Origin of the sequence: uncultured Varibaculum sp., assembly GCF_902489465.1 — a bacterium.
Lineage (GTDB): Bacteria > Actinomycetota > Actinomycetes > Actinomycetales > Actinomycetaceae > Varibaculum.
Genome location: NZ_CABTZZ010000012.1, coordinates 1 through 24,546 on the forward strand (window position 1 = coordinate 1; position 24,546 = coordinate 24,546).

The window sequence follows — 24,546 nt, forward strand, 5'->3', positions numbered from 1 at the left end:
CAAGGGCGTTGCGGCGGGGGAGCCGGAAATCTCAGGGGAGCTGCGTTGCGGGGGGGGGTTTTTTGTGTTTTGTTGTATTGCGGGGGGGGTGGCGCCGCTGACCGCCCCGCCCCCCCGACTCTTATTTTTCGTTCGTTAGCTAAATCGCGCTGGCGTTAGCCCGGCACTAGTCCAATCCTTAGGTGGGAAGAAATATGGGGAGCTAATACCCGAATGGTGCGTCCTCTTCTATTCAGTTTTTATATGGTTTTTATATAGTGCTCATTGGTTAATGTAGGTCTGCCAATGAGGGCAACCTAGTAACGAAAAGGCTAATGATAAATGAAACTAGAAAACCGGGTATTTGCGCATCGGGGGTTAAACACTCTAGCTCCCGAAAACACCATGTCAGCGTTCAAAAAAGTGGTTGAACATGGGCTTAACTGGATTGAAACCGATGTTGATATTTTAGGTGACGGCACTGCCATTATTTGCCATGACACCACTTTAGATCGCACCACCAACAAAACTGGTGGTTATTATGAATTAACTGCCAAAGATTTACCCAGCATTGATGCCGGTAGTTGGTTTAGTCCCGAATTTGCGGGGGAACCTTTACCAACGCTCCATCAACTGGTGGATTTCATGAACGAAACCGGACTGAACGCCAATATTGAAATAAAGTCGAATGAAGCGGGAGCCACCATGACCCGCCAGCTCATAAAGGCCGTAATCAGGGAACTAAAACGTCTAGACGGACCAGAAGTTATTGTTTCTTGCTTCAACCATGTACTACTATCCGAATTCCACGCCCTTGCCCCAGAGATTCCCCTGGGATGTCTCTATGAAACTTGCGCCCTCTACGATGATTGGCGCTCAGTGTTAGAACTGGTGGGGGCTAGCTATATCCACCCCGAGGACACCGGTTTAACCCGCGAAAAAGTGCGGGCATTTAGAGATGCTGGTTTTGGGGTAAACGTGTGGACAGTGAACTCTCCTGCCCGGGCTAATGAACTATTCAATTGGGGCGTAACCGGGGTATTCACCGATACTGCCCACCTGATTCCTCCCCGTAAATAATTCAATCAATCGACTATTTACCCCCAAACTCGGTTATCTATCACGAGTTTCAAGCAACCAATAAATATATCAACCAAATCAATATGATTTTCCCTTAAATGAAAGGAAAAATATGTCTACTACCGAGACAAAAACTTCGCGCTGGCCGCATTTTTTGAGTCGCGGAAAAATAGGTTCTTACCTGACAGTAGTTATGTCAGGTCAGATTCCCTATTCCTCCTTTGAGGCTTTTAAGGGCGCTTTACTGTTGCCCCTATGCGCAATGCTTGGTATTACCGAAGGCCAATTCGGAACCCTGATGGGTTGGATTGGGATTGCCATGTTCTTATACGTGCCGGGCGGTTGGATAAACAATCGTTTCCAAATCAAGCATATTTTGATTGCCTGGTGCGGATGGCGACTGGTCACCTACATGATTTTATTCCTGGTGCCCAACCTGTCGTTCAAAGTAATGATTGCTATTGCCATTTCCTGGGCGGTATGGGATGCCATCGGCTGGCCCGCCGTAGTGAACGGGGTTTCTTTCATCACCTCTGACGAAAACAGCAAAGGACGCGGCCTGGCCATGGGACTTTTGGAAACCATTCGCCGCGGATCAGAAATGCTGATGAATCTACTGGTAGTAGGGCTAATTGCCTGGCGCCCAGATAATAAAGAAACCATCATGTGGATTTTTGCTATGGCGTACGCACTATTGCTAATCCCCATGATTATTGCCCTACTGAAGATGGTTCCTTCCAACGCTATTGCTCACGAGGAATCCCACTCGGATAATCTCGCCGCCCTAATAGGTCTCGGTAAAGTGCTAATGCGTCCCAGGGTCTGGCTAGCTGGACTGGCCGCCATGTGTGTTTACTGGGCATACGTTCACCTGATTTATGCTTCCGCCCCCTATATGACTATCGTTTTCAAAGCCTCAGACGGCGTTTCGGGTGCCTTTGGTATCTTCAACACCGGTCTAGTCGGGGTATTCGCCGGTTTGGTTTCGGGCGTGGTAGCTGATTACATTTTCAAATCATCTACCGTCATGATGGGGGTTTCCCTGACAGTTACCGCTATCGGTGCAGGTCTGGTCTATGTTTTGCCGGTAAATGAATCTGCTATGTGGATTTCAATGATTCTGCTTATGGTGATGGCAATCGGGGTTTTCATGGGTAAAGCCGTTATTTTAGCCCCAGTAGCTGAGCTACATTTACCAGCAGCTATTAACGGATCCGCAATGGCAGTTGGCTCTTTCCTAGCTTATGCCCCGGTTTTCTGGGCAAATCCCTGGGCAGGCAAGATTGTTGAACAAGCCAATAAAGCCAGTTCGATGGAAGCGGCAGCTCCTCTATTTGGAAAACTATTCCTGATAACCATTTTGGTTTCAGCTTTCGGGGCAGCTTGTGCTTTCACCCTTGCTTTCTTCAATAAAAAAGCTGATAACAAGGTAACAGAAGCGGCAAAGCTCGAAACCGAATAAAAAGATTCACTAATCGGTTATTGAATCTATAGCTTAAATAAATTGTGTTTGGGGGTTTCGGATACTAATCCGAGACCCCCAAACTTTTAGAAACCTACCTGAACTGGTTCTTCGACCAGTTCAACCCCAAATTTTTCCCACACCCCGCGTTTAATCGTGGCTGCCAACTGGGCAATATCAGCGCTAGAAGCTGAGGCGCGATTAGTTAACGCCAAGACGTGTTTAGTAGATAGTGACGCCCTCACTGGCTGGTCATCTCCATGCGCAGCATCCAGGGCGAAACCTTTGGAAAAACCAGCGTGCGAAATCAGCCAGGCCGCAGAAGTTTTCACCACTCCCTCAAGTTTCGGAGCCACTCCGGTAACGGAATTACGCAGCTGTAAATCATAAACCGGAAAACGAGGAGCAGCGGTGGGAAGCTTCAGTGCATCCTCGTTCGAGATAATCGGATTAGTAAAGAAAGAACCGCAAGAGTAAGTATCGGGGTCGGCAGGGTCAAGTACCATCCCTTTAGAGCGGCGCAGCTCTAAAACTGCCTCACGTACCTGCCGCATATCGGCACGCTCCCCCAGTTTTACCCCCAACTTATCGGCCAGCTGTTGATATTCAATCGGGGCAGACAAAGAGGCATGAGCTAGTTGAAAATCGGCAGAAAGCACCACGTAACGCCCGGTATTATTCCAAGTCCGTCCGCCTCCTGCCTGCTCATCGTGGAGGGAGCGCTTAATAATCGAGGTGCGGTAGCCGAGGCGTAAATCCCCGACCGGCAAAATCCGGATAGCGTCACGGATACGATCAAAAACCCGCACCGTAGACAAGGTTTCGGCCACTTCATGACCATAGGCACCAATATTTTGCACCGGGGCTGCCCCCACCGTTCCCGGTATCCCCGAAAGCGCCTCTAAACCCATCTGGTCATTATCGATGCACCCGCACACGAATTCATCCCATGACTGCCCAGCCGGGGCACTAACCATTGCGCCCCCACAAGCAGTATCTTCGGTAACCTTAATGCCGCTGCGCCGATCTTGGATAACTACCAAATCATTTAACTCATCGGCACAAAGCAGATTAGAACCGCCCCCTAGCACCAGCAGGGGACGGCGTTCTTTATCGGCTGCGCGAATTGCCGCCACGAAATCATCTTCGGTATCCACCGGGATAAAATCGGCGGGCGTACCCCCAACTTTGATAGTGGTCATATCCTTCAAAGCCGGGATTTTAGCGCTATCGCCATTGCCCGGGGCAGCTTCGTAACTTCGATACCAAGCCGGAACCGGCTGGGTGGGTTGTTGGTCGGCGTGGGGAGGAATCCACTCGCAAGCGTCAGTGAAATCGGTTTTTACCATGGTTCTATTCTAGGACTTTGCTAATGCCCAAACCTTTTCTGCTATCGCTTTATCGCAAACCAAATCGGTAGCCACCCCCGCGTTAAGCGCTCCTAGCAGGGATTGGGCTTTGTTCTTCCCCGCAACTACGCAAAAACGCCGGGGAATACGACGCAGCTTATCGGGGCTAGGGCCGGTGGCGCGGCGATTTAAGGAAATATCACTCCAGGATCCGTCCGGTCTAATAAGTACCGTACAAACATCCCCCACCACTTTATCTAGCGCCAATTTATTTAACTCGCTGCGCGAGAGATAACCGGCAGCATACACATGGGAGGGAATTTCCGCCCGTAATGCCCCTACGCTAAACACTGCTAAAGTACATTTTTCCTGCCAGTTGAGGACGCGCCGTACCGATCCCTCCCGCCAAAGTGCCTCTTTAGTGGCAGGATCATCAAAAAAAGCGGGAACCGGGAACTGCACGATATTAGCCTTCCACTGATAAGCCATGCGCGCTAGGATCCCGCCTACATGCGCGATTCCGGAGGTTTCGGTAGAGGCCGCGCCATTTAGCTGTACTAAGGTGACGTTATCGACGTCCTTTTGAGTTATGTGACCGGCCATCTCGGTGGTGGTGTTCCCCCAGGCGATACCTACTACTTCACCGTCGTTAACCATCTGCCCTAGCATTTGGGCAGCGGTTTTCGTAACGTTTTCGAGGACGCGGTTTTGGGTAGTGTCGGGAGGCATTTCCACTATGTGTACATTTACCCCAAATCGGTCCTGCAATTGTCGCTCTAAGCGGGTGTGCGGCGTATTTGAGGTTTGCACCGAAATGGTGACGATTCCGCGCTTGCGGGCATATGACAACAGGCGAGACACCGTAGAGCGGGACACTCCCATGCGACGGCGGATTGCCTCCATAGTTTGTCCCTGTACGTAATAAGCCAGGGCAGCAGCGCGTGCCAATTCATCTCTATTGACATTCTCTTCGGTAAACTGATCCTCGGTTGGTTTTACTTCCTTTGACAAAAATCTCACCTCGAGACTTATGTGCGCACGTTTGTTCTACTATGTTGAACATTAGTGTCCGAAAGCAAAAAATGGAAGTAGACCATTGGGAAAAAGTGAGAGGCATCGCAAAAGATTTCTCACTTTTAACCATGACCTAACAAAATTGAATAAGAAATAATCCCATAACCTAGCGCAAAGGAGCGCGCATGTTTGCGACATTGAATGATCTCCTGGTACCAATGGCAACAGCCACCCCAGGTAGTGGAGAAATCTTCGCATCAGAATTTTTTGGCACCGCCATCCTCATCATGTTTGGTGTTGGCACCTGCTGCACCAATAACCTTTTGAAATCAAAGGGTAACGGCGGCGGCTGGTTAATGATCAACTTTGGGTGGGGTTTGGCAGTGTACATGGGTGTGTATGCTGCCTATAAGACCGGTGGTCACCTTAACCCGGCAGTTACCATCATGAAAGCTGTCTGGCACGGACTGGACAGCAAAGTAACCCTCAATGGCCCCAGTATTGCTGATGGTGGCATTCCTGTTACCGGCATGAATGTGTGCATTTATATTGTTGCCCAGCTATTGGGGGCGATGGTTGGTGCGCTAATCGCCTACTTGGCTTACAAGAAGCACTTCGACCTGCAGATGGAAGATCCTCGCCCCAAGTTGTGGTGCTTCTCTACTGCGCCTGAGGTTCGTTCCTATGGATGGAACACTCTCACCGAGATCATCGGCACCTTCGGTCTACTCGCCTTCGTCATGGTTTCTGGTGGCACCCCGACTCAGGTAGGCCCCTTGGCGGTGGCTCTCTGTATCGTAGTCATCGGTATTGGTTTGGGTGGCCCCACCGGATACGCCATCAACCAGGTTCGTGACTTGGGGCCGCGTATCATGTTTAGCTTGCTCCCGATGAAGGGCGGAAAGCCGAACGCTGACTGGGCTTACTCTTGGGTTCCGATTGTTGGCCCCACGATTGCTGCCATCATCACTCCGCTGATCGTAGTCGGCGTGGGTATGGCTGCCTAGGAAGCTTAGGAAGACTGTTTAAAGACAAATAGAAAAACCCTAAAGGAAGAAAAGAGATATGACCGAAAAAAAATATGTAATGGCCATTGACCAGGGGACTACCTCCTCGCGCGCGATTTTGTTCGACCACGGCGGACAAATCGTGTCGGTAGGACAAAAAGAACACGAACAGATTTTCCCGAAGGCCGGTTGGGTTGAGCACAATCCGATTGAGATCTGGGACAATATTCGCTCCTGCGTAGCTGATGCGCTACAAAAAGCCCAGGTAAACCGGCACGAAGTTGCCGCAGTCGGGATTACTAACCAGCGAGAAACCGTAGTCGTTTGGGACAAGAATACTGGGGAACCGGTATATAACGCGATTGTTTGGCAGGATACCCGTACCTCGCAGATTATTCGGGAACTCGCCGGCGAAGAGGGAATGTCAAAGTACCGGGATATTTGCGGGCTTGACCTATCTACCTATTATTCAGGTCCAGAAATCAAGTGGATTTTGGATAATGTCGAGGGCGCACGCGAGAAGGCAGAAGCCGGAGACCTGCTGTTCGGTAACACCGACTGCTGGGTACTGTGGAATATGACTGGCGGCGTGAACGGCGGGGTACACAAGACCGATGTCACCAATGCTTCCCGTACCATGCTGATGGATATTCGCACCCTCCAGTGGCGCGAAGACATCTGCAAAGACTTTGGGATTCCCATGTCGATGCTGCCGGAGATTTGCTCCTCTTCCGAGGTCTACGGTTATGGCCGTAAGAACGGCTTGCTGATTGACACCCCGATTTCGGGTATTTTGGGCGATCAGCAGGCTGCTACTTTCGGTCAGGCCTGTTTTGAGAAAGGCATGGCAAAGAACACCTACGGTACTGGTTGCTTCGTACTGATGAATACTGGTGAAGAACCGGTATTTTCTGAAAATGGTTTGCTAACTACCGTGGCTTACAAGATTGGTGATAACAAGCCAGTTTACGCCTTGGAGGGTTCGATTGCGGTTGCTGGCTCGCTGGTACAGTGGCTACGCGACAACCTAGGAATGATCAAGAGCTCGGATGAGATTGAAAAGCTGGCCAGCACAGTTGATGATAACGGTGGCGTCTACTTTGTGCCCGCATTCTCTGGCTTGTTCGCCCCCTATTGGAAGGACGATGCCCGGGGTGCGATTGTGGGTCTAACCCGCTACAACAACAAGGGACACATTGCCCGCGCGGTACAGGAAGCTACTCCTTATCAGACTCGCGAGGTATTCGACGCGATGGTAGCGGACTCGGGCGTAGAGCTGAAAGAACTGCGGGTAGATGGCGGCATGACCAAGGATGAAATGGTTATGCAGTTCCAGGCCGATCAGCTGGGTGTACCCCTGGTTCGTCCTGAAGTACTAGAAACTACTGCTTTGGGTGCAGCTTACGCTGCCGGTATCGCCGTGGGATTCTGGGACGGTGAACAAGATGTGATTGATAACTGGGCAGAAGGCAAACGCTGGGAGCCGGGTAAAGATCGCGAAGAGTACGACCGCAACTACCGTCTATGGAAGAAAGCGGTAACTCGCACCTTCGAATGGGTAGATACCGATGTAGAGAACGCCTAGTCATCAAGGCGTTTAGTCACGCAAGAAAATACTTGTTGTGTGGCATATCGGGGTAATACCTGTAATAACTAAATAGTGAAACCTCCAATGCGGGTTCGGAAAACCTTTTGTTTTCCGAACCCGCATTTTCAATGTCCAGTTACCAGGATTTCCAAGTAGCTATCGGCAGCAAACGATGAGAGTTTTAGGGATGTCAGTGATAGGATTTCAGCCCTTTAACGCACTTTGGCACGAATCATTGCCCCAGCTGGCAGGGGCAATGAGCAAGGAAAGGAAAACTCGTGTGCGGGATGATTGATTTCTGGTACTTCATGTCCAAATTCATCCCGTAAATCATGGTCAGGGATTTGGTATTCAATTGGCCCCGCACCAGGAATTAAAAACTCGATAGGCATTAAGGGGGTTATTTTATTTTTCGCTAAGATATAGACCCGTCCTTCATCTGCCCGGTGTTCGCGAACGCTACCTAACCAACGCCAAGAATTTATATATCCTCCCTTGGTAATGGATTCACTGGCCGGGTTCTCGGGATAATAAAAACCGGTTGAGTATTCACGATGGGTAACTTTATAGGGCTCTTGGCCAATCCAATCAGGCAGCACTACCTTATCCGTTGATTCGCCGGGAATAAGGGGTTTCAGCTCTTGCCCTTGCACATTTTCGAAACCACGTTGCAGCATATATTCATTAACCGCGCATTTATAGGCATTCGCCATGGCAGCCACATAGTAGGCACTTTTAGCACGTCCTTCTATTTTTAAGCTGGTAACCCCGGCATCTATCACGTCTGCTACGTGTTCCACCATATTCATATCTTGGGAGTTAAAAAGAAAAGTACCTTGATCGGTTACTTCAACCGGAATACAGTTCCCGGATTTTTTCTCTTCCACCACGTGATATTTATAGCGACATGCTTGCACGCAATCCCCGTGGTTAGCGTCCCTCCCGGTGGTGTGTTGAGAAATCAGACAGCGCCCAGAAAAAGCCATACACATTGAGCCGTGTACGAATGCTTCAATCTCAAGTTCGGGAGAAACGTGAGCGCGCAGCATCCGGATTGCCGGTAAATCAAGTTCGCGTGCCAGGACTACCCGGCTAGCCCCCAGGGCAGCTAAAGCTTCAGCGGCCTGATAGTTGGTCACTCCTGCCTGAGTGGAGATATGAATATCCGTATCGGGCGCAACCCGACGCGCTGCCATTAAAACCCCAATATCGGTAACTATGAGGGCGTCTACCCCAATCTCGCCTAGCTGTCCCATATATTCGTTCATGGCCACAACTTCATCACTGTCCGGCAAGATATTGCAGGTTACATAAACCCGCGCGCCTCGCTGGTGAGCATAGCTGATCGCCTCCTCGAAATCTTCGAGACTGAAATTGCGGGGAGCCGCGCGCATCCCGAAAGCTTTCCCACCGCAATAAACCGCGTCTGCCCCGAAATCGATAGCAGTTTTTAGGGTGTTGAGATTACCGGCTGGTGCCAGTACCTCTGGGTTTAAGCGCCTTAGGATCGAAGGAGAGTATTCGGGATTATCAGTGTGCACCAGATAAGGATACGAAAGATTGGACAACAATAGCTAGATTCACCCCTTTCCCCTAAACTTTCCTACCTTAATTCGACAGATCGCCTCTTTATCGGCAACGAGGATGAATGAAGCTGAAAACAGTGCCTCCAGCGTGATATGCGATAAGCCTTAGCCTCCTGTATAAAGGCCGGCAGCACCATCAGTAACGCTAACGTAGCCTAAAAACTAGGAAAAACGGAAGAGTTGGGCTCCCGGTCAAATAAAGAGGTGGGAGGCGCGAAAATCGCGCCTCCCACCTCTTTATTTAGATGAGCATCTGGCAGATGCTAAAAGGAACTAAACTGTTTATCCCTTCACCGCACCCGCTGCCAGACCGGACTGCCAGTACTTTTGCAGTACCAGGAACAGCACAATCAGCGGAATAATACCGAATAGCGATGCCATCATCATTTGTCCATAGGGCGGCGAGAAGTAGGAAGCCATGCCATATAGACCCAAGGTGATCGGTTTGAGCTCTTCGGAAGAAATCATCAGCTGTGGTAGCACGAAGTTGTTCCAAGTCGCTACGAAGATAAACAGGAAAATCGTCACCATAGCGGGTGCTAGTAGACGCAAAACCATGCCGAAAAAGATCCGGAATTCTCCCGCCCCATCAATACGTGCTGCTTCCAGTAGCTCGGTTGGCACCGAAGTTTGGGCATATACGCGCCCTAGGAATACCCCGAATGGTGACACACAGCAAGGAACAATGATCGATGCCATCGTGTTATTTAGTCCCATATGCAAGAACATCACATACATAGGAACGGTCAGAATCGAAACCGGCATCAGCAGACCGGCCATGATAATCCCGGCAGTACCGTTCTTAAAGGGGAATTTGAACTTCGCCAGCGCGTAGCCCGCCATAACGCTTACCAAGGTTCCGATAGTAGCAGCAACGGCTGAGTAGAACAGGGAGTTACCAATCCAGCGCCAAACCATATTCTTGGTCCAGCCGAGCAACCCGACGTAGTTAGCCTTGGTGCTTTCCCAAACAGACCCAGAATCATCATGCGGAGCGAACCAGAAACCGAAGGATCCGGAAATCTCGGCATTAGTTTTGGTAGAAGCGATGATCACCCAGTAAATCGGGAAAATGAAATAGATTAGGACGATTATCATCACCAAGATGGCGAGGATTTTCGACCACATTGCCGGTTTCAAGGAACGTGATTGTAAGCCCTTGATAGAGGGGCGATACTCCACCCCACCAGGGGTAACAGCGGTTTTCTTAGTCATTACTACCACCTAGTTTCCGATCGGCTAAGAAATATGCAACTGCCAAAATACCGGCGATTAGCGCCATAACGATGGCGATTGCAGACGCCGGGCCGTCCCCTGAAGGCGACATATATCCTTTCGCGGTATTAAGCGCCATCATCATCGGTGTATAGGCAGAGCCCATCCACTTTTGACTGGTTTCCATCACCGCTGGCTCGTTGTACAGCTGAATCGTTCCCACAATGGACAGCAGGATTGCCAGCAGGGCTGCTCCCCGCACCATCGGGATTTTAATCTTGGTGACAATCTGGAAGCTACTGGCGCCATCAAGGCGAGCCGCCTCATACAAATCATGGGGAATAGCTTGCAAAGCTGCCAGGAAAATCAGCATATTGTAGCCGGTAAAGGTCCAGGTAGTCATATTGGCCATAGAAAGCAAAATCATTTTCTTGCCGAAGAAGTTAATAGTGAGGTCTCCGCCGAAAGCCTCGACCAGGGAGTTAAGCGGGGAAACTTCCGGGGTATAAATACACAGCCAAATAATAGCGGCAACTACCCCTGGTACCGCATAGGGCAAGAACCAACCTAAACGGAAAACAGTTACGTGGCGAACGATTAGGGAATCAATGAGTAGCGCCAAAGCGAGAGCGGCGATAATCATCACTGGTACCTGCACTATGGTGTACAGGATTACCCGGCCGATTCCTGCCCAGAAGGCTCCGGAGAAAATAACGTATTGGTAATTCTCCAGGCCGACGAAAACATTCTGAGATTCACCCCCACCGAATGCGCCGCCACCTTGTGTTTTAACTTGGAAAAAACTTGAAAATACCGATATGCAAATCGGCAGGATAAAAATAAACAGGAACAGAATCGTGAACGGAGCCATAAACGCCCAGCCCGTCAACGCTTCCTTTCTTGCTCGAGGCGTCTTTCGCTCCTTTGCGACCCCTGCCTCAGGTGGGAGCGTATCAGCATTACCTGCTGGTTCACGCTTTTTTACTTTAGTAGCACTCATGCTTAAATCCCCACGTATTTGTATTAAAGATTATTGGTATGCACCAGAAAGTGGATGCGTATATTTTATTTCATTCAACAGTTTGGGATATACGGTATACGGCCTGAAATTCGTAAAGATAATCTACGGAATATCAGATATAGAAATGGAGGCACCTACCAACTTTGCGGGATGGTAGGTGCCTCCCTGATGTTACGTGGGTACATCCGGTATCCAAGAACATCAACTAAGCCTGAAACTTAGTTACTTAACTTCCAGATTCAGTTTCTTCAAGGCGTCCTTGAGCTGATCGCCCGAATTCTTGAACACGTCTGCAACCTTCATGGTGCCGTCTCCAGCAGCAGCGCCGCCTTCACCACTGAGGTAACCCTGAGGTACCGACCAGCTGGGCGGGAAGGTGAACGGTTTCATATTGGTGTTAGCAGTAGTGAACTCTTTAATTACGTCCTGGCCACCATAGAACTTGGCATAATCAGGCGCTTTAGGAGTTGCTTTCGCAGCTACAACCAGACCCTGGCTGGCTAGATCATCAACCTGCTCGTTGAACCAAGCGTTGAACTTCATGGCCTGTTCAGGATGCTCACAGGTCTTGGAAACTACTACGCCAGAACCACCATCAGGGCCGGATGCGCCACCAGGCAGCTGAGCAATAGCCCATTGACCGGACTGGTCAGGAGCGTCACCAGCGATCAGCGGAGCTTCCCAAGCGGCACCGATAGTACCGATGATTTCGCCCTTCTGAACAGCAGGAGCCCATTCGTCAGCCCAGCGACCAACTACCTTTGCAGACTTTTCGTCAAGTAGTTTCTGCCACAAAGCAGCAACGGACGCAGAGCCTTCATCGGTGGTATCAACTTTCCAGGCATCGCCTTCTACTCCGAACCACTGACCACCAGCGGCGGCAGTCATAGCGGAGAAGATCTGGGCGCCCTCGTCACCTTCGTAGGCCACGATGTACTTGCCTTTTTCAGCGGCAGCTTTCGCGGTGGTGGTGAATTCTTCCCAAGTGGTGGGTACTTTCAGACCCAGCTTGTCAAATTCTGCTTTGTTGTAGAAGTAGACCAGCGGGCCGGTATCCTGCGGAAGTCCTAGGTACTTTCCGTCTACCGCCATCGAATCGAACGGACCGGGCAGGTACTTGTCTTTGTACTGGGTAGCATACTTGCTAACGTCCTGTACTAGACCCTTTACGTATAGTTCAGCCAAGTCAGCGTAACCGGCCTGGTACAAACAAGGCGCATTCTTTGCGTCGGTGTCAGTCTGTACTTTCTTGATTAGCTCTTGAGCTTTACCGTCGAATTTCTTCGGGGTTACCTTAATGTTCGGGTTTTCTTTATTCCATTTATCAACAATCGTCTGAACTTTTACTGCATCATCGGCATTGTCAAGACGGTGTAGGTATTCAATTTCTACCTTTTCGTTGCTGTTGCTGTCTGCAGAACCGGCTTTGTCATCAGCACCGCCACAGGCAGCTAGCCCCAATGATGCCATTGCGACTACGCCAGCGAGAGCAATACTCCGTTTTAGCTTACGCGACAAATCAAACCTCCTTGTTGAGCTGACCCGCTACAATGCGAGTCATTGAAAACTCATTAAGGATTATAGCAAAACTGGTTTCTTCCTGAAATTTTCCCGAATTTGATATGAAAATGAGATATTTTCGTATCTAAAAAAATATCAAACTGAGTTAAAACACCGAGGCGGCACCTTCCAGGTTGCTTACGCTGATTAGAGATTAACCTTCACGTCCTGCAAAGCGTCTTTAATCGCACCTATATCTTTACGGGAGGACATATCCAGCACTCCCGAAGCGACTGGAACCACCTTAATCTGCGAACCGTTTTGAATTAGATAACGCACTGCATCCGTAAGTTCGTATTCTCCCCGCACCGAGGGCTCAATATTATCGCAAGCGGTAATAATACTTTGGTCAAATAGCCAACAATTCATATTGACCGGGGCGTCAGGATGCGCCGCCATTTCCACGTCAGAGGGCTTTTCAATAATGTTATTCAACAAACCGTCACTAACATCCATGATTGCATAGGCCTTAACCCGTTCTGCCTCGATATTAGAGTTCGCGATTAACTCTGCCCGCGAAAACCCGGCTACCGCAAGCCCTGGGGCTTGCAGCAATTGCTTTAATACCGGCAAGGGGTAGTAGTTATCAGAGTTTAAAACCAAGGAGCGATCTTTACCAATAAAATCTGCGGCAGCCGCGACCGCGTTTGCGGTTCCTAACGGCTCTTCTTGAATCGCATAGGTGATGGTTACCCGATTCTTTTCTACGTTGTCATAGTAGTTACGGAACGCATCATGTTCTGGACCGATTACCAGGCAGACCTCTTTAATTCCGGCATCAGCAAAGGCGCTGATTACGTAATCTAAGAAAGGTCGCCCAACGTTAATTAATCCCTTGGTACCTGCCGAAGCGGCGGCGGCTTGTTCGCCAGAGAGATTAGTAGATTCGTCATTTGCGCGCATCCGGGTACCTAGTCCGCGAGCCAAAATAACTGCTTTAGTAACCGCCATATTAATCACCTTTGAAACCAGATTTAGAAAAACTACTACTCAATACTAACAAGCTAGGTAGCCTCACCACCTTGCGAAGCTGGTAAACAAATACCCAATAAAAGTGAGGAAAACCCGGTTTTGATGAACTATTAATAGCCAGCATCCTTATTAACCTGGCTGTTTCCCTGAGCGACAGCATTGTTCAGGCGCAGTGGCCGGCGTAAAGTTAAAGTGTTTGAACTTTAACAGCGCGTTGGGAGCAACCGAGATGACCACGATAAAAGGGCGAGTTTTTGATGGTTTCGGAAACCAGATTGGAAGCGGTCTAGTTCTAGATGGCAACCAGTTAACCGAGGTCATCCCGGGAACTCCTGATGCAAATTGGCCGCTCATTGTTCCCGGTTTTGTCGATGTTCACTGCCATGGAGGTGGCGGGTTTTCTTTTCCCGACACCACTAACCCCGAGGAAATAGCTACCGCGATTAAAGCACACCGCAGCGGGGGTACAACCGCCCTATTTGCTTCCCTGGTTTCTCTGGCTGACCCCCTGCCCTATATCAAGGCGCTGATTCCTTTCTGCGAAAAGGGCGAGCTTGCGGGTTTGCATTTAGAAGGTCCTTTTATCTCGAAAGCAAAATGTGGGGCACAAAACCCAGAAGTTATCCGCCCAGCTGATTTAACGGAGCTTGAAACTTGGCTTAAGACTGGTCAAGGCTGGTTTAAAACCATGACTATCGCGCCGGAAACCGATAATGCCCTCGCGGCCGCGAAACTGTTACTCAAATATGGAGCGGTTCCCTCCTGGGGTCACACTTCCTGTAACGAGGATCAAGCCCGCCTGGCTTTGGATTACACGGTTAAAACCGCCCGCGAACTTAACTGGCAGGGATACGCGCAAACCGTTACTCACCTGTTTAACGCCATGTCCCCGATTAATCACCGTTCTCCCGGCCCGATTATCGAGTTCTTGCGATCGGCAAAAGACAGAACAGCAGGCGTTGAGGTTATCGCTGACGGACATCATTTGAAACCAGAACTGGTGGAAGATATGTTCGCTACTTTCCCCGACGCTTCCCTATTCTTTGTAACTGATGCGTTGGCGGCCGCCTGTATGCCTCCCGGTAAATACACTTTGGGAGGATTAAAGGTTGAAGTAAAGAACGGAGCCTGCTATCTGGATGGAACTAATACCCTCTCGGGTGGGGCTTCCTGCCTGCTCAATCAGTTCGCCCTCTTTGCTCGGCGCGGACAAATCCCCCTAGCGAAACTGATTCGTGCTTGCGTGGGCACCCCGGTACAGGCAGCCTCTATTCCCGAGGACGCTCCCGGGGTAACTACCCGCTTTACTGCTGGCTGCAAACCTAGCTTTATGCTCTTAGATTCTGATTATCAGATACAACGACTATTTAGGCAGGGTGAAGAAATCGAGCCAGCCACAATAGCGAGTTAAGCGCAGTTGGCTAAGCTGTTTTAAGGTTATTTCCACTGCTCAAAAACGGCAGCCACCGGTTCGCCTAGCTAACGCAAACCGGTGGCGGTCAGGTAGGCGAGGACGGCTCGCACCCGGCGGTTGGGTTCATCCGGGGTTAAACCCAACTTCATGAACACATTCGCAATATGTTTAGCCACCGATGCGCCGGATAGAAACAGTTTCGCCGCGATTTCCTCATTCGCTAAACCTTGCGCCATCAGCTCTAAAACTTCGCTTTCGCGAGGAGTAAGACTGGAAAGAGCAGAACTGCGTTCCCGCACCAACTTAACCGCTACTTCCGGATCCACCACTACCCCGCCACTAGCCACGGTTTTGAGCGCATTCAAAAAATCTGCTACCCGCGACACGCGCTCTTTTAACAGGTAACCGGTACCACCCGCATGATTTCCTGGCAGTGAAAACTGTTCGGAACTAAAAAGCTGAGCCGCATAGGCGGGAGCCACATACTGGCTGAGAACCATGATTCCCAGGTCAGGATATTTTTCCCGAATCTTTACGGCAGCGCGCAAGCCATCGTCACTCATACCTGGAGGCATTCGCACATCAGTTATCAAAATATCGGGAACCTGCTCGCCCCGGTATACCTGATCGACTGTTTTTAACAGGGAGGGCGCGTCCTCGGCTTGAGCGATTACTTGATTCCCTAGTCGCTCCAGTAGCCCCGCTAAGCCTTCCCGAATCAAAGTCGCGTCATCAGCCAAGATGATTTTCAAACCCGTCCTCCTCAACGCTAGGAATTAGAATCGGAATCTCGGCGCGCACCGTAGTTGGTCCGCCCAGAGGCGAAACTATCCGCAAGTTTCCCCCGAAAGCCTCTAGGCGTGCCTGCAAACCTGCCAAGCCGTGTCCCGGAATGATTTTCGCACCCCCACCCCCATTATCCACTATGGAAATAACCAGGGAAGAACCCGCAACTATCAGCAGAGATGCTTTAGGATTTGCAACATGTTTGGCGATATTAGTTAAAGATTCGCACACCAAATAATAGGCGGCAGCAGCGGCTCCAGCAGGTAGAGACGGTAACTCTTCCGGCAGATGCATCTCAACTTGCACCGGAGAATCTGCGCACACGTCTCGCACCGCCTCCGCTAGTCCCTTGTCAGACAATACTTTCGGATGCACTCCCGCAACTGTGCGTCTGAGCGCCACTAAGGATCTATCGTTAGCGTCTTGCGCCTGTCGCAGTAAAGACAGTACCTCCTGTATTTTTGCGCTGAACTGTGGCACGGAGACTGATTCCTGATTCACAGAACAGTTTAAAGAACCGGCAGATGCTCTAGGAGGCGTATCCTCGCCCAATACCGCTCCCCCGGATACTGTCGGCTGCCGGTCTTGACTAGAATCAGCGTCCCTTAAAGCCACAGCCTTCGCTAATTCTTGCTCCAGCAAACTAAGAGAAAGCTCTGCCTCTCCAACTTTCATGGAAGCTGCCACCAAGTACTGTTGCGCCCCATCATGCAGGTCGCGTTCAATCCGGCGGCGTTCAATCTCGAAAGCATCTACGATTTCTCGGCGAGAACGATGCAGCTGCCTGATTTCTTGCTCGTCCATCGGATTGTCTTGCGCTAACGAATAGATGATTCGCGGATAAATAGCCGCTCCTAGGCTAAATACCAGCCACAACGCGATGGTCGCGATTAAATCTGGCGAACCGTCCCCCAACGATAGCGGCGCTAGCAGCCGTCCGAAATAGAACTGAAAGAACTGGGTTACCAGGTAACCTAAAACTACTAGCGCCCAGAAACTAATCGCATTAACGAACAGGCAAAACAGCAATATAGGGATGTCTCGGCTGGTTTTTGCTGGTTGGATAAGTTTTCCCTCTCCAGTAAATAAAGAATCATTCCCCGGAATCACCCAAAGATGCCAAATGTTCGCGTCCGGTTTACCGAGCATTGCGCCGGCGCGATACCGCACTGCGCAGGTATAGTTGGCGAGGGTAATGCGAGCTTTTTTAGGATGAATCAGCATGAACGCAAAATGTACTAGCAGCGCTAAGAGTTCTACTACAAAATAGGCTGGCCCTAGCAGCAGCGCCATGCGGGGAGCCACCCGTTTTTTGTCGTTTATTCCCTGGAAAAAGGGATCTATTCGCTGCATGTTTCTATCCTATTGGCAAGCGCAAGCGTTCCGACAGAGCGCCCTCACTATTATTTAGGTAGAGCTAGCACTACCTAAAAACTAGCTCTAAGGTGCTAACCGGATTGAAAGCAGTTCGCAACAATAGAGAATATGGATATATCTACCCGCGCATTGACTAAGGTTTATGGTTCACGCACTGTTTTAGCGGGGATTGATTTACAGATTCCCACTGCCAGCCAGGTAGCATTTACCGGGCCATCCGGGGTAGGAAAAACTACGCTACTTTACCTGCTCAGCGGAATTATTGCGCCCTCTAGTGGTGAGATTTATTTGGGCAGTAGCCAACTTAAAGAGTACTCCCGGAGAGATTTACTGGCGCTACGCCGGCAAAAATTTGGATTTGTTTTCCAATCAGAGCAGTTAGTAGACCAGCTGAGCGTACGGGAAAATGTGGCTTTACCACTGCTGTTAAAACGGATAGGGCGCGCCGAGGCGATGTCCCGGGCTCAAAGAGAGCTAGAAAAACTGGGTTTAGAAACCATTAGTAGTCAAATAAGTGGGAATCTATCGGCAGCGCTACGCCAAAAAGTAGCTCTGGCGCGCGCCCTAGTTGGCAGACCAGAAATAATTATCGCCGACCAGCCGACTGACTGTTTAGATGAGGTAACGGCGCAAGAAACTATGCAGGTGCTATCTACTGCCGCGCATCAAATGGGAGCCACCCTGCTGATAACTAGCCTTAATTCCCAGGACACTAGCTGGTGCGAACGCACGATTACTTTACGGGACGGACTGATAGTTTCCGATAGAAGCAAAACGCCTTTGCCGGAGAATCCTGGGGAAAACTAAATGCGAACCCTACAACTTCTTTATAGCTGGTCGCGGCGTTTCCATTATCCGAAAACTGCGGAGTTTTTGTCACTTTTCTCAGCTTGTTTGACTGCTTATAGTATTTGTTTGTTGCTAGGAGGAATAAAGGCGGCTTTCCGTCTGGGAGTCTTTTGCCCCTCGGGAGCAGATTTTCAATGTGCTGGCTCGGTACAAGACTTATTTTCGCTGCATGAATCGGATTTAGGGAACCAATTAGCAGACGTAGTGACCGTACTGTACGGATTAATGTTTACCGCTGCGGTAATTCTGATTATTTTTCCCTTAACTATTTTGTGGTGGAACCGTTTAACCCTAGATGAACGCCGACTAGCTGAGTTATTGAACACTTTAGGAAAATTAGGGGCTCCGTTTCACACCAGGTTGGTCGTATGTGCAGTATCGATACTCGCCTATGCGGGGCTGGGATGGCTGGGAGGAGTAGCGCTTTACTGTGCATCTGTGCCGCTATTAGGAAAGCTGAAACTATTAGGAATTCCTCTAGGCGGATTTAACCTGATCCCGCCAATTAAGGCAGTAATAATAGTTTTCTTAGTATTAGCCATAGTTCCCCTGTTGAAAGCGCTGAGCTTAACCCGTAAATACACTGGCATTCCCCGCTACTTACGCCCCCGCAGCAGAGTCCGAGAACTGTCAGGGGCAACCATAGGATTAATAATTATCGGTGCCTGCTTGGTCTCGATTCCGGGGCTAGCGTTTATTCTCCCGCTAACTCCCCTGTTATTAATGGTAGTGATATTCCTATTTTGTATACTTTTCGCCTGGATTTTTGGAATATTTTTACCAGCAAATGCCCTCTCCTTAGCGGTTTGGCCGCTCAGCCGCACTCGCCACTTAAGTTTGCTTTTAGCAGTGCGAAATATCCGCTTCCACCCACAAAGATACTGGGTATCAATCACCCCGGTACTATCCTTAGCGCTAAGTTACCTGCTATCTTTCATGTTCTTAACTATTTTTCCCTATCTTTGGAAAGGATCTAGCGAACCTATCCTCACCAGTTCCAGCGAAAGCGCCGGGGCTTGGCAGTCACTTTTAAGCGACGAGGGCGAGTTTCTTTCCCTACTGCAAACCGATATTCGCAGCGGATGGCTGATTACCGCAATTTTAGTAGCCGCCCTCACCTGTCTTTGCGTAGCCGTGAGCACCACTGCAGATAATGAGCAAAGCCGCACCCAAAAAGCCCTATTGCTTCAGTTAGGATGCCCGCCACGTACTATTCGCAGAGCAAAATGGTGGGAAATAATCTTGCCCTATATTTTCGGATTCAGCCAGCTAATCCTGGGGGTAATCCTATTTTTAACCTTACTGGTAGCTGGTGGCGGTATAGGGGTAAGCGAAGAGCTACAAACAACCCTAAAGATTACTGCCCCGATGGCAGCCATGTTAGCGGTAAGTGTATTAGTACAGGTAGGGACCTTTATGGCACTTAACCGGAGCGGCAGTGTATCCCAATCCCCTATGCCAGGTAGAGCTAGCTATAAGAAAAAATCATTGCCTAAGTGATGGTGGATCAGAAGAAAAGAAAATACTTTCGTAGATATAAATGGACGAACTAGAGAAAGAGCAGCCATGATTCAAAATGGAAACTATCCGCAAACGCCAGCCAATAGACGTTCTTTAGTGAGCTTAAAAGATGTTTACAAGATTTATCGGCAAGGAGAAGTAGAAGTACGCGCCCTCAACGGGGTGAACGTGGATATTTACTCCGGTCAATTTACTGCCATCGTTGGGCCTTCTGGTTCCGGTAAATCAACTTTGCTGCATTGTTTAGCGGGACTAGATGCGGTTACCAGCGGACTAGTTACGGTTGCCGGGCAAAACCTGGCCGCTATGGACGACACTAAACTCACCAAGTTTCGCCGCGACCATATCGGGTTTGTGTTTCAATCATTCAACCTGATTCCCACGTTGACGGCTGCCGAAAATATCCATCTGCCCGCGCTGCTATCGGGAAAGAAAACTGCTCCTAGGTGGGAAAAACAGATTATCGAAATCTTGAATTTACAAGACCGCCTAACCCATAAACCGGCAGAACTATCAGGGGGACAACAGCAGCGGGTAGCGGTAGCTCGCGCCCTGGTAGCCAAACCAGCCCTGCTGGTAGCTGATGAGCCCACGGGAAACCTGGACTCGTCCTCGTCAATGGAAGTACTAAAACTGCTGCGGGAAGCAGTAGACAAGTTGGGACAAACCGTAGTGATGGTAACCCATGATGCTCGCGCCGCCTCGGTAGCTGACCGGGTACTGGTGGTTCGCGACGGGCAAGTAACCCAAGAACTTAACCAACCCAGCCGCGAAGAACTGGCACAGGTGATCTAAATGTTGTTTTTAACAAAAGCAAACCTGAAAGCGCACAGCCGCCAATATGTAGCAACCGCCATCGCCATCATTATTTGCTGTGTTTTTATTTGCGGAGCCAGCAGTTTTGCCTCCGTTATGAGTTGGGTGATGGGGGTAGGACAAACCCAATTCAACCAGAATACCCAGGTACAGATAACCAGAGAGGTAGATCTGGACAATCCCGATAGCTCGCAGGCAGTACAGGGAACCTTAAGCTGGGAAAAAACACCCGATAACGAATATGAAGTTATTCTGAAAAAACAAGACGCTATTCGTAACGCAGTTGGTGAAGACCTTGACTTACAGCCGCTTTATTATCTAGTTACGCTCGCCAATATCAATGAGAAAAACATTTATCTGTCCGGGACAGGACTATTGCCTAAAGGCTATTATCGTCCTCCCTTAGCTGAGGGACGTTATCCTACCGGGAAAAATGAAATAATTTTAGGCGAAAGCTACCTGGAAAACGGCAAAACCAAGATCGGTGACCAGATTGAACTGAAAACCGATGAGCTAGTACACGAGCACAGCGCGAAAGAAAAAACCATTCCGGTTACGATTACCGGCACAGTTAAGCAAGATGCCACGATGAGAATCGGGAACCTACCGGATGTATATTACTCCGCCCAGCTAACCAAAACACTTAGCGATTATTCAAAGGAATCACCCTCGAAAATCCTGATAAACACGCAGCAAAACCCAAAAGCGGTAGTACAAAAACTCGGAAAATACCTAAATGACAATAAACTATTATCCGAAGACGGCTGGGTAGTTACCGTAGATGCATTGCAAAAATCATCCGATTCCGATTTAGCCAAATCTGTGGCAATGCAAGCGGCTTCCTTAGCTTTCCCACTGCTAGCGGTACTGGTATGTATTGGAATCGTTTCCGTAACTTTCCAGGTGGTTCTAGCTAGGCGGAGGCGAGAAACCGCCTTGCTACGCTGCGTGGGGGCTACCGTTTCTCAAATCAGGCGTTCGGCATTTTCCGAATGCATTATGGTGGGCGTAATCTCTGCCCTTCTGGGAACTGCCTTAGGGTGGACTGCCTCGGTTGTGGTGGCAGTAGCCACCGGAATGATTGGCTCATTTACCCAAGCTGCCCAAGTAATTGGTTTCACCCCGGCAGTGGTATCGCTCTTAACCGGGATAATAGTGCCTTTGATTGGCGGAATGCGTCCCACCCTGGGGTTAGCGAAAATCTTGCCGGTAGCTGCCTTGAACCCCATGGAGCTAACCAAAATGGGCAAGAAGAAACGCCATATCGCACGCGGCGTGTTTATGGCACTGTTTACACTGGTGGGAGCTGGGTTGTGGACGTTGGCGTGGCTAAATAAGGGGCAGGAAGACGATCAAGCTATGGCCATCGCGCTGAGCTGTGCCCTGGCAGGATGCCTATTTATTTTCTTAGCCGCGCTGCTAGCTTGCCGCAGTTTCCTTCCGGCATTCACAGCTGCCCTAACGCGGCCTTTCGCCTCCCGCTCTGCTACTTTGAAATTAGCGGGAGAAAATGTAAAACGCGATCCTAATCGCACTGGAGCTACCGGGACTGCCCTGGTATTAGGGGTAACCTTAATGGCCACTATTTTGGTAGGCACGATATCTTTACAAAGCACCATCACTGATGAACTAAACCGGCGTTTTTCAGTGGATATGTCGCTAGTTGCCGTAAATGAATCCCATCAGATGCCGGAGGAGATAACCAAGAAATTACCGAAACTGCAGAGCGTAACTAAGGTTGCTTCCCTGCCCTCTCGGATTATCAAAGAGGCTCATGATGAAAACGGTAAACCGGTTCAACTGAACTTAGCGCTCGAACGGGTAGAAGCTTACGAGGGCGAGAAAGAAGCAACAGCCAGCTCGGCTCCCGAAGAGGGGGAAACGGGAAACACTTCGGATGCGATTGCCACCGATTCCGGCAACCAAAAGCCTGAAAACCGGTCAGTTTTAGCGGTCGGTTTGCCCGATAACCCCGAGGCGGTATTACGTCATCAGGTTAAAACCCCTCAAAAAGGCACCGCCTGGCTAATGACCGAGGACGAGAGGAAACACCCTAGCAAGGTGACCTTAACTTTTGCTAGCGGACAGAAGCTGACGGTTGCTTTAAAGACTCCTCCACAAGAGAATCAAGCCTTCCCTAGCTCTGCATTTGGTTCCTATCTGGTACTTTCGCGAGCAGATTTAGACGGTATTACCCCCAGTGAAACCGGGAAAAATCCGGCAGGCGTAATCCTCAAAATGGATATGGAAAAAACGCCTACCGAGATTATGGAGGATATACAGGACCTATCTATCTTGGCTCCGGCAGATTCTTTAGCGGAAACTGGAGGGGTAATGATTACGGCTTCCATAAATCTGGTGCTTAAAGTACTGATGACCATTCTGCTATCGCTATTAGGGGTATCTGCCCTGGTCGCCCTGGTGGGGGTAGCGAACACTTTGAGCCTTTCAGTAGTAGATCGCAAACGCGAAAACGCCCTGCTCCGAGCGGTCGGTTTTACTCAAAAACAGATTCGCGCCATGCTACTAACCGAGGGGATGCTAATCGGGTTAGGGGCGCTGATCGTAGGGATTGCATTGTCGATACTGTTCTCATGGTTCGTGATGCAATGTATGCCTTTCAGCGATTTAATAAGTCCAAAGGATATTCACCTGCAAATCCCGTGGCTGTGGTTAGGGATAATAATCCTGGTAACTGAAGGGTTCTGTTTCCTAGCCTCGGTGCTGCCCGGTCGTCAAGCCGCTAAAGCCAGCCCGGTAGCTGCTTTAGCTAGTGCTGACGAGTAAACAGCAGCAGATGGGTCAATAGCCCGTTTGCACTTTGGGGGGCGCTGCCAGGCAGCGCCCCCCAATAAAGTATCATCAGCTCAAATAGTGTTTAGGGGGATAAATCCTCCGGAAAAATAAGTGCCGCTTAGAAGCTACTTACCCCTGATCAACTAGGTTGATAGCCAAATTAATGGCTGTAGCCTGCCATTTCTTCTAGGCGGGCAATCCGTTCATCCATCGGCGGATGGGTAGAAAACAGATGCTTCATCCCCTTTCCACGGAAAGGATTAGCAATCATCATGAAGCCAACCTTCTCGGTTTGCGGATTACTCTGCAGAGGACGTGCCACCGTTCCCGCCTCAAGTTTCTTTAGAGCACTGGCCAAAGCTAAAGGATCTCGCGCAAGCTCAGCACCGGTCTCATCTGCGTCAAACTCACGTGTACGAGAAATCGCCATTTGGGTAAACATCGAGGCAATCGGAGCTAACAACATCAAAAGCACCATCGCCAACCCGCCAAGCGGGTTATTGTCACCGTCGCGGCGCCCTCCCCCAAAGAAAAACAACATTTGCGCTACCGAAGTAATTAAACCGCCAATGGCTGAGGCCACCGAAGAGGTCAAAATATCGCGGTTATAGACGTGCATTAACTCGTGCGCCAAAACCCCGCGAAGCTCACGCTCGTCAAGGATCTGTAAAATCCCCTCAGTACAGCAAACCGCTGCATTTTGGGGGTTACGTCCCGTAGCAAAGGCATTAGGGGCCGAAGTAGGAGCAATATACATCCGAGGAACCGGCTGACCAGCAGTTTGCGAAAGCTCAGTAACAATCCGCACTATTTGCGGATATTTCCCCGGATCCACCGGGTAGGCGTTCATAGATCTAATCGCAATCTTGTCTGAATTCCAGTAACTATAGAAGGTTGAAATCAACCCGATAGCCGCAAAAATCCAGATAAAAGCGGAACTGCCGGTACCGTAAGCAATCAGATAGCCAACTAGCAGCAGCAACGCCCACATCACAGCGAACAGCAGCCCAGTTTTCAAGCCATTACTAATACGTTTCTTGCCCATTTGTTCCTCCTGGTTTACCCGCAATCTAACAGGTGAAACTGCACAAATACTGACAAATTCCTGCCAAAGACCTGCAGCTTCACCAAAGATAAAAAGACAGGTGAGCTAA

General features: G+C 49.8%; 19 protein-coding genes. 9 read left to right on the forward strand and 10 right to left on the reverse strand.

The genetic code is table 11. The annotated features are described in order from the left end of the window. Nucleotides 1–321 precede the first annotated feature (321 nt). Nucleotides 322–1,059, forward strand: a complete 738-nt coding sequence (locus tag RDM26_RS03690) for a glycerophosphodiester phosphodiesterase family protein (protein WP_307737689.1) — start codon at nt 322–324, stop codon at nt 1,057–1,059. A gap of 112 nt (nt 1,060–1,171) precedes the next feature. Further along, nucleotides 1,172–2,521 (forward strand): MFS transporter, encoded by a 1,350-nt coding sequence (locus RDM26_RS03695; RefSeq protein ID WP_307737690.1) that lies wholly within the window; start codon nt 1,172–1,174, stop codon nt 2,519–2,521. An 86-nt stretch (nt 2,522–2,607) separates the two neighbouring features. Here the strand turns inward: RDM26_RS03695 and RDM26_RS03700 are convergent, their stop codons facing one another. Both RDM26_RS03700 and RDM26_RS03705 read right to left on the reverse strand, forming a co-directional pair. Continuing rightward, nucleotides 2,608–3,870: a UDP-N-acetylmuramate dehydrogenase gene (locus RDM26_RS03700; protein ID WP_307737691.1), complete on the reverse strand. Its 1,263-nt coding sequence runs from the start codon at nt 3,868–3,870 to the stop codon at nt 2,608–2,610. Between the two features lie 9 nt (nt 3,871–3,879). Continuing rightward, a complete protein-coding gene (locus tag RDM26_RS03705) occupies nt 3,880–4,881 on the reverse strand; it encodes a sugar-binding domain-containing protein (RefSeq protein WP_307737692.1) in 1,002 nt (333 codons plus the stop codon). A gap of 188 nt (nt 4,882–5,069) precedes the next feature. On the opposite strand from RDM26_RS03705, the gene RDM26_RS03710 reads away from it, so the two are divergent. Together RDM26_RS03710 and glpK are read left to right on the forward strand one after the other, a co-directional pair. Then, nucleotides 5,070–5,891 (forward strand): aquaporin, encoded by an 822-nt coding sequence (locus RDM26_RS03710; protein ID WP_307737693.1) that lies wholly within the window; start codon nt 5,070–5,072, stop codon nt 5,889–5,891. Nucleotides 5,892–5,949: 58 nt separating this feature from the next. Next, nucleotides 5,950–7,476, forward strand: coding sequence for a glycerol kinase GlpK (glpK, locus tag RDM26_RS03715; RefSeq protein WP_307737694.1), 1,527 nt, complete (start codon nt 5,950–5,952; stop codon nt 7,474–7,476). 215 nt (nt 7,477–7,691) lie between these two features. On the opposite strand, the gene RDM26_RS03720 is transcribed toward glpK, so the two are convergent. The 5 genes from RDM26_RS03720 to RDM26_RS03740 all read right to left on the reverse strand — a co-directional run bounded on the left by RDM26_RS03720 (nt 7,692) and on the right by RDM26_RS03740 (nt 13,812). Beyond that, nucleotides 7,692–9,050 (reverse strand): U32 family peptidase C-terminal domain-containing protein, encoded by a 1,359-nt coding sequence (locus RDM26_RS03720; RefSeq protein ID WP_307737695.1) that lies wholly within the window; start codon nt 9,048–9,050, stop codon nt 7,692–7,694. A 297-nt stretch (nt 9,051–9,347) separates the two neighbouring features. Beyond that, complete coding sequence (locus RDM26_RS03725; RefSeq protein WP_307737696.1) at nt 9,348–10,280, reverse strand: ABC transporter permease subunit; 933 nt, start codon at nt 10,278–10,280, stop codon at nt 9,348–9,350. Then, nucleotides 10,273–11,151: an ABC transporter permease subunit gene (locus RDM26_RS03730; protein ID WP_307737724.1), complete on the reverse strand. Its 879-nt coding sequence runs from the start codon at nt 11,149–11,151 to the stop codon at nt 10,273–10,275. Before RDM26_RS03730 ends, RDM26_RS03725 begins: the two co-directional genes overlap by 8 nt. Before the next feature lie 372 nt (nt 11,152–11,523). Next, nucleotides 11,524–12,819 (reverse strand): extracellular solute-binding protein, encoded by a 1,296-nt coding sequence (locus RDM26_RS03735; RefSeq protein WP_307737697.1) that lies wholly within the window; start codon nt 12,817–12,819, stop codon nt 11,524–11,526. Between the two features lie 189 nt (nt 12,820–13,008). Beyond that, nucleotides 13,009–13,812 carry a sugar phosphate nucleotidyltransferase gene (locus tag RDM26_RS03740; RefSeq protein ID WP_307737698.1) on the reverse strand — a complete coding sequence of 268 codons (804 nt, stop codon included), beginning with the start codon at nt 13,810–13,812 and terminating at the stop codon, nt 13,009–13,011. Nucleotides 13,813–14,062: 250 nt separating this feature from the next. On the opposite strand from RDM26_RS03740, the gene RDM26_RS03745 reads away from it, so the two are divergent. Then, nucleotides 14,063–15,244, forward strand: coding sequence for an amidohydrolase family protein (locus RDM26_RS03745; RefSeq protein WP_307737699.1), 1,182 nt, complete (start codon nt 14,063–14,065; stop codon nt 15,242–15,244). 68 nt (nt 15,245–15,312) lie between these two features. On the opposite strand, the gene RDM26_RS03750 is transcribed toward RDM26_RS03745, so the two are convergent. Continuing rightward, nucleotides 15,313–15,999 (reverse strand): LuxR C-terminal-related transcriptional regulator, encoded by a 687-nt coding sequence (locus tag RDM26_RS03750; protein WP_307737700.1) that lies wholly within the window; start codon nt 15,997–15,999, stop codon nt 15,313–15,315. Further along, entirely contained in the window at nt 15,980–17,386 is a 1,407-nt protein-coding gene (locus RDM26_RS03755; RefSeq protein WP_307737701.1) for a histidine kinase, read from the reverse strand. Before RDM26_RS03755 ends, RDM26_RS03750 begins: the two co-directional genes overlap by 20 nt. 132 nt (nt 17,387–17,518) lie before the next feature. Here RDM26_RS03755 and RDM26_RS03760 point away from each other — a divergent pair, with 132 nt between their 5' ends. From RDM26_RS03760 to RDM26_RS03775, 4 genes are all read left to right on the forward strand, one after another. After that, the gene (locus RDM26_RS03760) at nt 17,519–18,217 is read left to right on the forward strand and encodes an ATP-binding cassette domain-containing protein (protein ID WP_307737702.1); all 699 of its coding nucleotides are present in this window, start codon (nt 17,519–17,521) and stop codon (nt 18,215–18,217) included. After that, on the forward strand, nt 18,218–19,759 hold the full coding sequence (locus RDM26_RS03765; RefSeq protein ID WP_307737703.1) for a hypothetical protein: 1,542 nt from the start codon (nt 18,218–18,220) through the stop codon (nt 19,757–19,759). Between the two features lie 66 nt (nt 19,760–19,825). Next, a complete protein-coding gene (locus tag RDM26_RS03770) occupies nt 19,826–20,575 on the forward strand; it encodes an ATP-binding cassette domain-containing protein (protein ID WP_307737704.1) in 750 nt (249 codons plus the stop codon). Next, the gene (locus RDM26_RS03775) at nt 20,576–23,383 is read left to right on the forward strand and encodes an FtsX-like permease family protein (protein ID WP_307737705.1); all 2,808 of its coding nucleotides are present in this window, start codon (nt 20,576–20,578) and stop codon (nt 23,381–23,383) included. A gap of 169 nt (nt 23,384–23,552) precedes the next feature. Here RDM26_RS03775 and htpX read toward each other — a convergent pair whose 3' ends face one another. Continuing rightward, entirely contained in the window at nt 23,553–24,437 is an 885-nt protein-coding gene (htpX, locus tag RDM26_RS03780) for a zinc metalloprotease HtpX (protein WP_307737706.1), read from the reverse strand. Nucleotides 24,438–24,546: the final 109 nt, after the last annotated feature.

What these genes read in the sequence shown, in the direction of transcription:
- RDM26_RS03690 (WP_307737689.1), top strand. Translation starts at nt 322, where the DNA reads ATGAAACTAGAAAACCGGGTATTTGCGCATCGGGGGTTAAACACTCTA.
- RDM26_RS03695 (WP_307737690.1), top strand. Translation starts at nt 1,172, where the DNA reads ATGTCTACTACCGAGACAAAAACTTCGCGCTGGCCGCATTTTTTGAGT.
- RDM26_RS03700 (WP_307737691.1), bottom strand. Translation starts at nt 3,870, where the DNA reads ATGGTAAAAACCGATTTCACTGACGCTTGCGAGTGGATTCCTCCCCAC.
- RDM26_RS03710 (WP_307737693.1), top strand. Translation starts at nt 5,070, where the DNA reads ATGTTTGCGACATTGAATGATCTCCTGGTACCAATGGCAACAGCCACC.
- glpK (WP_307737694.1), top strand. Translation starts at nt 5,950, where the DNA reads ATGACCGAAAAAAAATATGTAATGGCCATTGACCAGGGGACTACCTCC.
- RDM26_RS03725 (WP_307737696.1), bottom strand. Translation starts at nt 10,280, where the DNA reads ATGACTAAGAAAACCGCTGTTACCCCTGGTGGGGTGGAGTATCGCCCC.
- RDM26_RS03730 (WP_307737724.1), bottom strand. Translation starts at nt 11,151, where the DNA reads ATGGCTCCGTTCACGATTCTGTTCCTGTTTATTTTTATCCTGCCGATT.
- RDM26_RS03740 (WP_307737698.1), bottom strand. Translation starts at nt 13,812, where the DNA reads ATGGCGGTTACTAAAGCAGTTATTTTGGCTCGCGGACTAGGTACCCGG.
- RDM26_RS03745 (WP_307737699.1), top strand. Translation starts at nt 14,063, where the DNA reads ATGACCACGATAAAAGGGCGAGTTTTTGATGGTTTCGGAAACCAGATT.
- RDM26_RS03755 (WP_307737701.1), bottom strand. Translation starts at nt 17,386, where the DNA reads ATGCAGCGAATAGATCCCTTTTTCCAGGGAATAAACGACAAAAAACGG.
- RDM26_RS03760 (WP_307737702.1), top strand. Translation starts at nt 17,519, where the DNA reads ATGGATATATCTACCCGCGCATTGACTAAGGTTTATGGTTCACGCACT.
- RDM26_RS03765 (WP_307737703.1), top strand. Translation starts at nt 18,218, where the DNA reads ATGCGAACCCTACAACTTCTTTATAGCTGGTCGCGGCGTTTCCATTAT.
- RDM26_RS03770 (WP_307737704.1), top strand. Translation starts at nt 19,826, where the DNA reads ATGATTCAAAATGGAAACTATCCGCAAACGCCAGCCAATAGACGTTCT.
- RDM26_RS03775 (WP_307737705.1), top strand. Translation starts at nt 20,576, where the DNA reads ATGTTGTTTTTAACAAAAGCAAACCTGAAAGCGCACAGCCGCCAATAT.
- htpX (WP_307737706.1), bottom strand. Translation starts at nt 24,437, where the DNA reads ATGGGCAAGAAACGTATTAGTAATGGCTTGAAAACTGGGCTGCTGTTC.